Source organism: Desulfomicrobium apsheronum (assembly GCF_900114115.1).
GTDB lineage: Bacteria > Desulfobacterota > Desulfovibrionia > Desulfovibrionales > Desulfomicrobiaceae > Desulfomicrobium > Desulfomicrobium apsheronum.
On record NZ_FORX01000001.1, the window covers coordinates 259,347 to 270,767 of the forward strand.

Sequence of the window (11,421 nt, forward strand, 5' to 3'; positions counted from 1 at the left end):
ATATTTGTTTTTTTGGATTTGTTGAAGCAGGCATTTATTTGTAGTGATCGTTTATGTAGTTATTACTGTGTGAAGAAAAAATCTATTTTTTCAATCATTTTTTCGAGTGAACTATTTACTGAAGTTTTCCAGAACAATTTTTTTCGCTCAAATATTATATCTTTGGAAAAGCAAATCAATTCATTCAATATGGCGCCAAGTTTATTGGGGCCCAAGGTAAAAGGAACGCATAATTCTTGTGCGTCTTGTGGCCACACCTCGGCAACTCCCCCCACATCCCGAGCCACACAGACAAGCCCTTCGGCCATTGCTTCAAGCAGTGTGTTCGGCAATCCCTCTCTGTGCGACGGAAGAAGAAAGACGTCTGCCTTGCGCAGAAATGATCGGACATCCTTTTGAAATCCATGCCAAGTGACCCGGTCATCCAGGCCTAGGCTGGTGGTAAGGCTTTTCAGTTCCGCTTCGATGCGTCCTGTTCCCACGATATGGTATTCAAACGCGTAGCCCTTATTTTTCAGTTCGGCCAGTGCCTCAAGGACGTCTTTGTGCCCTTTGTCGGCGTTTAGCTGGCTGGTGGAGATGAAGCGCAGCGGTGAATGCACGGTTGTCGGTGGAGACGGCGCAGGTTCCTTGCCTGTCAGGATGACCGTGATCTCTTTCGGTTTCAGATAGGCCAGTTCTTGCAGAAGGCCCCTCTTGATCTGTTCGCACGGGACCAGGATGCGTGGCCGTATCCATTTGTGCAGCAGGCGCACCTTGTATGTGTTGCGCATGTCTCCGGCCAGGCCGACGCGGTGGACCACCGGGATGCCGAGAATTTTGGCCGCGATGCCTGCAATGCGCATGTCCTTGCCCACATTGACGACAACTAGATCGATTTTGCGCGTCTTGAAAAGCTTGATGAAGCCGCGAATTCGCAAAGGGTTGAAGTCCGGGCCAAAGGACAGGCCTAGGGCGTCGAGCCCCATTTCGCGGGCCTTGTCGATGAAAGGTCCTGGCCTGCCGGCGATGAGGATGCCATTTCCGCGATCCGCGAGACCGTGCGCCACATCGAGGGTCCAGCTTTTGACCCCGCCCCATTTATTGGTGGAATTGACAAAGCAGATATTCATGTGCGCCTGCCCACACTTCGCCTCTGGGCCCATGGAGCGAGAGTCCTGTGGGCCAGGAGCAGGGTCTTCAGGGCAAGCCAGGGCAATGTTTTGCGGTCTTTGACCGCAAGCCTGCCGATGCGCATGGGGTCAATTCCGGGCCCGACGTGTCCTGCCTCAAGGTTCAGTACACCCTCATAGCCAGCCTTTTTTGCGGCAGGCAGAGTGATGTCGTCGTATTCGCCCCAGGGCAGGCAAAGAAAGGGGCAGGGCAGGTCCAGGAGGTCTTCCAATTTGGCCTTGGCGGTGGAGAAGTCCTGCAGACAAAAGGCGAGTCGCTCTTGGTCTGTCTTCAGGGGCAGCGGGCGGCCGTTCCAGTTCAGTCCAAAGCCTGCATGGGCATAGGAACTGCCCACTGGGTGGACGGCAGTGCCGGCGTCAGCGTCCTTGCCGCATAATGCGGCATGGCTCCAGTGTCTCTTTTCGCTGAGGGTGCCGGTTTGTTCTGCGCGAGTGAAACAGGCCTGATGCGCGGCAGAATGGGAATAGACCTCCATGCCCAGTTCGTGCACCACGGCGCGGATTTCGGCCTCGTTCATGAACCCGTCACAGTTTCCGGCCAAGGACTGCTGCATTATGTCGCCAAAAGCCGGCACTGAGGGCGGATTCATGGTTTGATCCGCGCGGAGACGGGTCCGGCCGGGCTGAACAAAATCGGTGATGGCGAATAAAACCCCATGCATGTCCCGGCGCAAGAGCTGGGGTACTGCGTACACCCAGTTGTCCAGCGTGCAGTCGTCGAAGGTAATGACTACCGAGGGGCCGGTTTGAGGTGTTTGTCCCTGTATGATGCGGTGCAGATTGGCCAGGCTGATGGTCTGAAAGCCTAATTTTTTGATGAGATCAAGATGGCTCCCAAATTTTTCGGGTGTCATGCCGCTGGCCGGTCGTACCTGATGATAGCACAGGATCGGAATGCTTGCGCCCAGCAGCGGCTGGGTCAGAGAGATGATACTCATGCGTTGGCCTGTCTGCGCAAATCGGAATAAAGGGCGAGGGTTCGGGCTTGCATGGCCTCAATGGAAAATTCGTCGCGAAAAGATTTTTGATTTGCCACGGGCAGGGCCAGAGCCTTCTCCAGCTGTTTTGCGCCCGATGTGAACCCATCCATGAAAGCAATACGCGGGTAATATTCATGAATTTCTTCAAGAGGGGCGGTTTTCAGCGCCAGGATGGGCAGGCCGTGGGCACATGCTTCGAGGGCCACGCCAGGCATGCCTTCAACTCCCGGGTCGGAGCAGAAAATCAGGCAATCAAGAGCCGCGTAACAGCGATGAATGTCATGGCGTTCACCGAGAAAGGTGATCTCAGGCTCCAGGCCGTGCTCTCGGCTCCAGGCCTGATGCCGGGAAAGCCCCTCGCCGTCGCCGATGACCACAAAGTGATATCTGCCAGGAGACTCGAGTGATGCCTGGCGTGCGATTGCAAGAAAACGTCCGACCCCCTTGCCTCGCGCGATGCGGCCCACGAAGCCGACAAGTTTTCCTTCCGTGGGTAGGCCCAGTTCCGTTCGGGATGCCGCCTCGGTGTTGCCGGGCAGATCGAGGCCGTTGTGCAGGATGGTCATCATCTTGTCCGGCAGTCGCGTGTGTCTTTTGAAATATTCGAGCGATTCACGGGAAACGAACAGCACCTTGTGTGAAAAAAGCCGGTGAACCAGGCGTTCTTCCAGCATCTGCTTTTTGCGTCGCATGGCGGTTGTTCCGTACCAGTGCAGGTCGCTCAAATGCACCTGTCCGATCCGCACCGGTACCCGAGCCAGTGCCGCCGCCAGGATGCCAAAGATATTGCCGCCGAAAGAATGTGTATGAACGATATCGGCCCGGTGTTTGCGGAAAAGTTTTGCCAGTCGCCAAATGGCCGCCGGGTTCCAGTGCCCCTTGCGAGGCAGGAAGTGGGTATGCACGCCGAGCTTGGCCAGTTCATCAAAGAATACGCCCCTGTCTTTGTAGGTCACGACGTGCACTTCGTAGTGCTCCGTCAGCAAAGGCAAAAGTGCGCGCAGCCGTTTCTGCACGCCGCCCACCTTCAGATTGTTCGTGACTCGAAAAAGAACCGGTTTATTCATTTGTTTATTCTTGGCGGGCCAGAATTTTTTTCGCCAGCACGGCCGCCCCGAAGCCGTTGTCGATGTTGACCACTCCCACGCCCGGGGCGCAGGAGTTGAGCATGGCCAGGAGCGGGGTCAGGCCTGCGAAGTTGGCCCCATAGCCTGTCGAGGTTGGAACCGCAATAATCGGTGCCTTCAGGAGCCCGCCGAGGACGCTCGGCAGCGCGCCTTCCATTCCGGCCACGGCGATGATGACCCTGGCCTGGCGCAGGCTCGGCAGGTGCGGGTCCAGGCGGTGCAGGCCCGCGACGCCCACGTCGGTCACCAGATGCGCGCCAAGCCCCAGGAATCTGGCGGTGCCCAAGGCTTCGCGGGCCACGGGCAGGTCCGAGGATCCGGCCGTGACGATAAGCACTTCCGAGTCGGGCGCCTTGGGGTCGGCGGCCAGCAGATCCGCTCCCAGGCAAAAGAGCCTCGCCTCCTCCCACAGACATCCATTTGGAAAAAGAGTCTTAAGCTTCTGCCCATGCGCCGCCGAAAGTTTGGTGGCCAGGACCGGGTGGTGCCGCCCCAGCTCTGCAAGGGAGGCCCGGATCTGCTCCAGGGTCTTGCCCTGACCATAGACCACTTCGCCGACATTGGTGCGCTCCTGGCGCCAAGTGTCAAGGGTCAGGTCCTTGTTTTCGCTTCCCGCAAGGGCCGCCTGGGCAGTCTCGCACGAGATGTTGCCGGCAGCGACGTCGCGCAGCAGGGAGGTCAGTTCTTGGGGGTTCATGGGCATAAGCGGGGAGACCCTTTGGCTTGCTGTGAATTAAAGGCTCGAAATCCGACCCAGCCCTAGCAGATGGGCGCATGGCGGGCAAGCGCCCGCAGGCTCTCCATATTGCAAAGAGGCTGGGGAAAAGATAGCGTATGCGGATATGGCGTCCAAGCGAATCCTCTTTGTCTCACGATCCGAACTCGTGTCCCCCCTGCATGCCGAATTCAAGGCGCATGAGTGTCAGGCCATGGTTGTGGACGACCGTGCCTCGGCGCTTAAAGTGCTTGAGGCGCGCAAGGCCGATATCGTCTTCACCCTGCCTTCCCTGCCCGGATACAGGGCCCAGGATCTTCTCGATGCCTTGAACCAGGCCGAGAGCCAGATCCCCGTCATCGTGTTCACGGACAAGGGAAGCGCCGAGGAAGCGCGCTATTATATGGAAATGGGCGCGCAGGATTACTGGCTCTGTCCGCTGACCTGGGAAAAGATCCAGGCCGTGTTGCCACGGGACGCTCAAGCCCCGGCCGCGCCTCGTCCTGCGGCCCGGAGCAATCCGCGCGAGGTGGCCATCGTCGGCTCCCATCCGTCCGTGGCTCGGGTTTTGGTCTTGGCCAAGCAGGTGGCTCCGTCCAAGGCCACCGTGCTCATCTCCGGCGAATCGGGTACGGGCAAGGAGATGTTCGCCCGCTTCATTCATGCCCATTCGGGCCGTGAAAGCGCTCCATTCGTGGCGGTCAACTGCGCGGCCTTGCCCGAGCACCTGCTTGAGAGTGAATTGTTCGGCCACGAGAAGGGCTCGTTCACCGGAGCCATTTCCCGCAAGCTGGGTAAGTTCGAACTGGCCACCGGCGGGACCCTGCTGCTGGATGAAATTTCCGAAATGGCCCTGGCCCTGCAAGCCAAGCTGCTGCGCGCCCTGCAGGAGGGCGAGATCGACCGCGTGGGCGGGGTCGAGACGGTCAAGGTGGATGTGCGCGTGCTGGCCACCACCAACCGCAATCTTGAGCAGAGCGTGGAGAAGGGCGAATTTCGTCAGGACCTCTTTTATCGTCTGAACGTCATCCCCCTGCGCCTGCCCCCGCTGGCCCAGCGCGGCGATGACGTGCTGCTGCTGGCCGATTTTTTCATCCGCCGTCTCACCCGGGAATACGGACTCGGCGCCCTGCAGCTTTCGACCGAAGCCCGCGATTGGCTCATGGCGCACGACTGGCCGGGCAATGTGCGTGAACTGCAAAATTTAATGGAAAGGGCCGTGCTCCTTGCCGGGGCGGGGCCCATCCGGCCGATGCATTTTCTGCTGGATGGCCAGGAATGGTCCCCGGAGCTTTGCGAAGAGGGCGACTCGGTGCCGGATGCGCCCATTTCCGCGCGGCCGTCATCCTTGTCCCCGAACATGACCATGGACTTCGCCGGACGCATTCCGACCATCCAGGAAATGGAGATGCATCTGATTATGAAGAGCCTGGACTCGACCTTGGGCAACAGGACCAAGGCTTCGGAGCTTCTTGGAATTTCCGTGCGCACATTGCGCAACAAACTTGGTGAATACAGAAAGATCGGCCTGGATATTCCGTAAGGGAACCGGGCCTTCAAGGGAGTGCATATGATTCTTTGTTCGCAGATCGAGGGCTATCTGGCCAAGTCGTCGTGGATTCGGCGCATGTTCGAGACCGGCATCGAGCTCAAGAAGAAATACGGGGCTGAGAATGTCTATGATTTTAGCTTGGGCAATCCGGACCTGGCTCCTCCGGCGGCGGTGGCCGAGGGGCTGCGCGAACTGGCCGAGGACGCCGGGAAGCCTTTTGCCTTCGGCTACATGCCCAATGCCGGCTATCCGCAGGTGCGCGAGCGTCTGGCCGAGGTGGTTTCCGTCGAGCAGGGCGTGGCCGTTTCGGCCGAGGACCTGGTCGTCACCTGCGGCGCGGCGGGCGGTATCAACGCGCTGTTCAGGGCCGTGCTCGAACCCGGAGACGAGGTACTTTGTCCTGCGCCGTATTTTGTGGAGTACGGATTCTATGCCGAGAATCATCGCGGGGTTTTGAAAGCCGTTCCATCCAAGCCGTTGACCTTCGAGCTGGATCTGAAGGCCCTGGCCTCGGCCATCTCCGACCGCACCCGCTGCGTGCTGATCAACTCGCCCAACAATCCGACTGGGCGGATCTACACCCTGGAAGAGCTTTCCCAGTTGGCCGACATCCTGCGGCAGGCTTCGGCCCGGACAGGGCGGCCCATTCTGCTCATTTCCGACGAACCCTACCGTTTTCTGGCCTATGACGGGGCTGAAGTGCCCGCGATCTTCCCGATCTACGAGCACAGTGTCGTGATCAGTTCCTTCTCCAAGAATCTGGCTCTGGCGGGGGAGCGGGTCGGGTACGTGGCCGTGAATCCGGCCATGCCTGAAGGCACGCATCTGGTGGCGGGAGTGATTCTGGCCAATCGCATCCTCGGTTTCGTCAATGCGCCGGCAGTGGGGCAGAAGCTTCTGGCCAAGGCCCTGGGGCACGAAGTGGACGCCTCGGTCTATGCCCGCCGCCGTGACGCCATGGCCGAGGTCCTGCGCGAGGCCGGCATTGAATTTTCCATGCCGCAGGGCGCGTTTTATTTCTTCCCGCGCATTCCCAAGGGCGGGGATGATGCGGCCTTTGTCAATGAGCTCATGCAGGAGCAGATTCTGGCCGTGCCCGGTTCGGGCTTCGGTTATCCGGGCTTTTTCCGCCTGGCCTTCTGTGTGGACGAGTCCACCATCCGGGGCGCGGCTCCCGGCTTTGCGCGGGCCGTGGCCAAGGCCTTGGGCTGATTTCGTGGCGGCGCGCGGGATGCCGCGCGCCGCGACACCATGGTTTGCTTCTGCTTGACGAGTGGATCGAACTTGTCTATGCATCCCTTCTTCTTTTCCCCAGCACAGGTGCCCTTGAATGTTCGATAGCTTGTCCGACCGACTTGAATCGGTCTTTAAAAAACTGCGCGGCCACGGCCGCCTCGATGAAAGCAACATCCAGGATGGCTTGCGCGAAGTGCGTCTGGCCCTCCTGGAAGCCGACGTCAATTTCAAGGTCGTCAAGGACTTTGTCGAAAAGGTAAAGGTTCGCGCTCTCGGGCAGGATGTCCTCGGCAGCCTGACCCCCGGCCAGCAGGTCATCAAGATCGTCCATGAAGAGCTGATCGAGCTCCTGGGCGGCGAGAACTGCGCCCTGAACCTCTCGGGCAAGCCGCCCTACGTGATCATGATGTCCGGCCTGCAGGGTTCGGGCAAGACCACGTCGGCGGCCAAGCTGGCCCTGTTCCTGCGCCGCCAGAAGTACACTCCGTATCTGGTCCCGGCCGACGTCTATCGTCCGGCGGCCATCGATCAGCTGACCAAGCTTGGAGCCGAGCTGGGAGTGCCGGTCTATCCTTCCACCGTGGACATGAATCCGGTGGACATCTGCGTTGACGCCATGCGCGACGCCGAGCTCAAGGGTTGCTCCGTGATCCTCATCGACACGGCGGGGCGCCTGCATATAGATGAATTGCTCATGCAGGAGCTGGTCGGCATCAAGGAAAAGTGCCGTCCGCAGGAAATTTTGTTCGTCGCTGACGCCATGACCGGCCAGGACGCGGTCACCGTTGCCGAAAAATTCAACGAGGTTCTGGACATCACCGGCGTCGTGCTGACCAAGATGGACGGTGATGCCCGCGGCGGCGCGGCCTTGTCCATCAAGTCCATCACCGGCAAGCCGCTCAAGTTTGTCGGCATGGGCGAGCGTCTCAGCGAACTTGAAGTTTTTCATCCGGACCGCATTGCGTCCCGGATTCTCGGCATGGGTGATGTTCTGACGCTGATCGAAAAAGCGCAGTCGACCATCGACTCCAAGGAAGCCGAGGCCCTTGAAAGAAAATTCAAGAAGGCCGAATTCGATCTTGAGGATTTTCGTACGCAGATGCGCCGCATCAAGAAGCTCGGTTCTCTCGAAGGGATCATGAAGCTCATCCCGGGCATGGGACAGGTCCGCAAGCAGTTGCAGGACGTTCAAATGCCCGAAAAGGAGCTCGGCAAGGTCGAGGCCATGATCAGTTCCATGACCATGGCCGAGCGCCACGAGCCCAAGATCATCAACCCCAGCCGCAAACAGCGGATTGCCAAGGGCAGCGGGGTCACGGTGACCGAGGTCAACCAGCTTCTCAAGAATTTTGAGCAGATGCAGAAGATGATGAAGAAGATGGCGGGCGGCAAGATGCCGTCCATGCCCCAAGGCGGACGCATGCCCGGAATGCCCGGAATGCCGGGGATGGGATCGATGCCGGGCGGGATGCCCGGGATGCCCGGCGGGTTGCCTTCCGGAGGCGGCGGACGAACCGCCGCGGAAGCGGCCAAGCTCAAGGAAAAGCGCAAGAAGGCCAAAAAGCAGCGCAGAAAAAAATAGTCGGGCGCCCCTTGTTTCGGTTACGACCGAACTTAAGCGTTCGCGCAATACACTTACGTTCAGGGAGAACAACAATGGCTTTGAAACTCAGACTGACCCGCATGGGCTCCAAGAAGAAACCGTTTTACCGCATCGTGGCCGTGGATTCCGCTTCCCGCCGTGACGGCCGGGCCCTTGATTATGTGGGCTATTACAACCCCATGACCGAGCCCGCCGAGATCAAGTTCGATCAGGACAAGGTCAAAAGCTGGATCGAACTGGGTGCGCAGCCCACAGATACGGTTCGCTCCTTGCTAAAGAAGTCTGGATTCAGTAAATAGTACCTCCAAGGCTCGTCGCCCGGCTCATCGTGCGATCCACAGATCTTCAGCGGAGGTGCTCATGCTCAAGGATTTGATCGAATTCATAGCCAAGTCTTTGGTGGATAATCCGGACAGTGTCTCGGTGACTGAAATCGAGGGAGAGCAGACCTCCGTCATTGAGCTGAAGGTGGCCAAGGAAGATCTGGGCAAGGTTATCGGCAAGCAGGGGCGCACGGCCAGGGCCATGCGGACCATCTTGGGCGCGGCTTCAACCAAAATCAGGAAACGTTCAGTCCTGGAAATTCTGGAGTAACGTGTCCGAAGAGAAATTGGACCCGGTCAAGCTCGTGGAACTGGGTCGGGTTCAGAAACCACATGGCCTCAGGGGGGAGCTCTGCATCGAACCATATGCAGACTCCCCTTTCATCTTTGAGGGGCTGACCCGCATCTACCTGCGGCTTCCGGGCAAGAAACCGAGGCCTTGCGTCCTTGAAGGATGGCGTGCACATCAGGGTCGCGCCCTAATCACGGTTGATCGTTCCCAAGGGCGGGATCAGGCCGAGGCGTGGCGTGGTGCCGACGTGCTGGCGCGGGAACGCGACCTGCCGCCGCTGGACGAGGATGAGTATCGCTCCGAGGACCTGGTCGGCCTGCCGGTCATGCATGTCAACGGCTCCCGCATAGGTCTTCTGGAAGATATCCGCGACGTGGCCGGTCAGGAGCTGTGGTTCATTCACGATGAGGCTGGCAACGAGATCATGCTTCCGGCCGTGGACGAGTTCATTCTCGATATCGACATCGATGCCGGAGTCATCCTGGTCGATCCCCCGGACGGCCTGCTCGAATTGTATCAACAGCCGTAAGCGTGATTGGCCAGAGGTAATGGCGCGCAGGATTGTCGATATGCATTGTCGTCATCCCCGCATGCAATGTCGTCATCCCCGCGAAGGCGGGGATCCATCCCCTAATTTTAACTGATCGGAATAAGGTGGATTCCCGCCTTTGCGGGAATAACCTGGGGCGGTGCCGAGCGACTTTTGCAGCTTTCCTCCCTAGTGCTCCGGCCATTAAAGTAGAAGCAGGAATGCGATTTTCCGTCATCAGCATTTTTCCCGAATTTTTCGATTCCCCCCTTTCCTGCGGACTCCTGTCCAAGGCTAGGGAAAAGGGGCTGATCGAGTTTTCGTTTATCAATCCGCGCGGCCATTCCACGGACAAGCATCATAATGTTGATGACCGTCCCTACGGGGGCGGACCGGGCATGGTCATGGCCGTTGATCCGATCCGTCGCGCGCTTGGAACCCTTGGGCCAAAGGCGAGAGTGCTCATGCTCAGCCCCAAGGGGCGTCCCCTGACCCAGGCCCTGGCCCGGGAGCTGGCCGGGGAGGAAGAGATCGCGCTTTTGTGCGGGCGCTATGAAGGAATCGACGCCAGGCTGGAAGAGCTTTGCGCCATCGAGCCCATCTGCGTGGGCGACTTTGTCCTGAATGGCGGAGAGGTTGGCGCCCTGTGTCTGATCGAGGCCGTTGGCCGGCTCATTCCGGATTTCATGGGCAAGTACGAGAGCGCCGACGAGGAAAGCTTCAGTTCGGGCCTGCTTGAGTATCCCCATTACACCAGGCCCGAGGAGTACGAGGGCCTGAAAGTGCCGGAGGTTCTGTCTTCGGGACATCACGGGCGGATCATGGCCTGGCGGCGGGAAAAGAGCCTGGAGACGACCCTGGCCTCACGTCCGGACATTCTTGCCCAGGCGGCGCTGACAGATGAGGATATAAAATATTTGAAGTGCTTGGAGAGGGCGCGGCCAGGTCGCAATCTGTTCGTGGCGTTGGTCCATTACCCGGTTGAAAATAAATCGGGTCAGACCATCACAACGTCTTTGACAAACCTTGACCTCCACGATATTGCACGCGTTTCGTGTACCTATGGGCTCGGCGGATATTTTGTCTGCACCCCGGTAGCGGATCAACAGGACCTTGCCCGCACCCTTATCGGCCATTGGCGCGAAGGATACGGGCTCAAGGCAAATCCGGATCGGGGCACCGCCCTGGGCCGGGTTCGGGTGGTCGGACTGTTGGACGAAGCCATCGCGGAAATCACGGATTGCACGGGCGTGCGTCCCAAGGTTGTGGCCACCAGCGCCAAGGCTGGAAACATGACCTGCGCCCAGGTGTCACAGATGCTTCAGAAGGAGCCGGTTCTTCTGGTTCTGGGCACCGGACACGGTTTGCATCGCGACGTTCTGGCAGGGGCCGACGGCATGTTGCGGGCCATACGTTTTATGGATAGGTACAACCACCTTTCCGTCCGTTCTGCGGCTTCCATCATGGTGGACCGCCTGCTGGGCGATATCGGATAAGACGCACACGTTGCGGCCCACAGGCCGCTTCAGATAAAGGAGAAAATCATGAACATCATCCAGAAGATTGAAAACGAGCACCTGCGTGCCGACCATCCCCGCTTCCGCGCCGGTGACACGGTCAAGGTGCATACCCGCATCATCGAAGGCGAGAAAGAACGCATCCAGGTTTTCCAGGGCGTGGTTCTGCGTTTGAAGAAGGGCACCACCGACAGCACGTTCATCGTGCGCAAGGTTTCCGATGGCGTCGGCGTGGAGCGCATCTTCCCCCTGCATGCCCCGACCATCGACCGCATCGAAGTTATTTCCGAAGGCGTGGTTCGTCAGAGCCGCATCTACTACCTGCGTAGCCTCAGAGGCAAAGCTGCCCGTATCAAGACCAAGAACGCCTGGTAG

At 59.0% G+C, this 11,421-nt stretch carries 12 protein-coding genes; 8 read left to right on the forward strand and 4 right to left on the reverse strand.

Going from position 1 to position 11,421, the window contains the following annotated elements:
- Positions 1–62 precede the first annotated feature (62 nt).
- The 4 genes from BMZ40_RS01155 to larB are packed head-to-tail and all read right to left on the reverse strand — an operon-like array spanning position 63 to position 3,976.
- Positions 63–1,145 carry a glycosyltransferase gene (locus tag BMZ40_RS01155; protein WP_092372306.1) on the reverse strand — a complete coding sequence of 361 codons (1,083 nt, stop codon included), beginning with the start codon at positions 1,143–1,145 and terminating at the stop codon, positions 63–65.
- Positions 1,109–2,110 (reverse strand): polysaccharide deacetylase family protein, encoded by a 1,002-nt coding sequence (locus BMZ40_RS01160; RefSeq protein ID WP_092372307.1) that lies wholly within the window; start codon positions 2,108–2,110, stop codon positions 1,109–1,111. The genes BMZ40_RS01155 and BMZ40_RS01160 overlap by 37 nt, the downstream gene beginning before the upstream one ends.
- Positions 2,107–3,219, reverse strand: coding sequence for a glycosyltransferase (locus BMZ40_RS01165; RefSeq protein WP_092372308.1), 1,113 nt, complete (start codon positions 3,217–3,219; stop codon positions 2,107–2,109). Before BMZ40_RS01165 ends, BMZ40_RS01160 begins: the two co-directional genes overlap by 4 nt.
- 4 nt (positions 3,220–3,223) lie before the next feature.
- The gene (gene larB / locus BMZ40_RS01170; RefSeq protein ID WP_245750991.1) at positions 3,224–3,976 is read right to left on the reverse strand and encodes a nickel pincer cofactor biosynthesis protein LarB; all 753 of its coding nucleotides are present in this window, start codon (positions 3,974–3,976) and stop codon (positions 3,224–3,226) included.
- A gap of 145 nt (positions 3,977–4,121) precedes the next feature.
- Here larB and BMZ40_RS01175 point away from each other — a divergent pair, with 145 nt between their 5' ends.
- The 8 genes from BMZ40_RS01175 (at position 4,122) to rplS (ending at position 11,421) form a co-directional block, all read left to right on the forward strand.
- Positions 4,122–5,537 (forward strand): sigma-54-dependent transcriptional regulator, encoded by a 1,416-nt coding sequence (locus tag BMZ40_RS01175; RefSeq protein ID WP_092372310.1) that lies wholly within the window; start codon positions 4,122–4,124, stop codon positions 5,535–5,537.
- 27 nt (positions 5,538–5,564) lie between these two features.
- Positions 5,565–6,758, forward strand: a complete 1,194-nt coding sequence (locus BMZ40_RS01180) for a pyridoxal phosphate-dependent aminotransferase (RefSeq protein WP_092372311.1) — start codon at positions 5,565–5,567, stop codon at positions 6,756–6,758.
- A 118-nt stretch (positions 6,759–6,876) separates the two neighbouring features.
- Positions 6,877–8,364 (forward strand): signal recognition particle protein, encoded by a 1,488-nt coding sequence (gene ffh / locus BMZ40_RS01185; RefSeq protein ID WP_092372312.1) that lies wholly within the window; start codon positions 6,877–6,879, stop codon positions 8,362–8,364.
- 74 nt (positions 8,365–8,438) lie between these two features.
- The gene (gene rpsP, locus BMZ40_RS01190) at positions 8,439–8,684 is read left to right on the forward strand and encodes a 30S ribosomal protein S16 (RefSeq protein WP_015775464.1); all 246 of its coding nucleotides are present in this window, start codon (positions 8,439–8,441) and stop codon (positions 8,682–8,684) included.
- Between the two features lie 61 nt (positions 8,685–8,745).
- Positions 8,746–8,979, forward strand: coding sequence for a KH domain-containing protein (locus BMZ40_RS01195; protein ID WP_015775465.1), 234 nt, complete (start codon positions 8,746–8,748; stop codon positions 8,977–8,979).
- Position 8,980: 1 nt separating this feature from the next.
- Entirely contained in the window at positions 8,981–9,529 is a 549-nt protein-coding gene (gene rimM / locus BMZ40_RS01200) for a ribosome maturation factor RimM (RefSeq protein ID WP_177192954.1), read from the forward strand.
- A gap of 221 nt (positions 9,530–9,750) precedes the next feature.
- Positions 9,751–11,025 (forward strand): tRNA (guanosine(37)-N1)-methyltransferase TrmD, encoded by a 1,275-nt coding sequence (gene trmD, locus BMZ40_RS01205; RefSeq protein WP_092372314.1) that lies wholly within the window; start codon positions 9,751–9,753, stop codon positions 11,023–11,025.
- A 48-nt stretch (positions 11,026–11,073) separates the two neighbouring features.
- Positions 11,074–11,421, forward strand: coding sequence for a 50S ribosomal protein L19 (gene rplS, locus BMZ40_RS01210; RefSeq protein WP_015775468.1), 348 nt, complete (start codon positions 11,074–11,076; stop codon positions 11,419–11,421).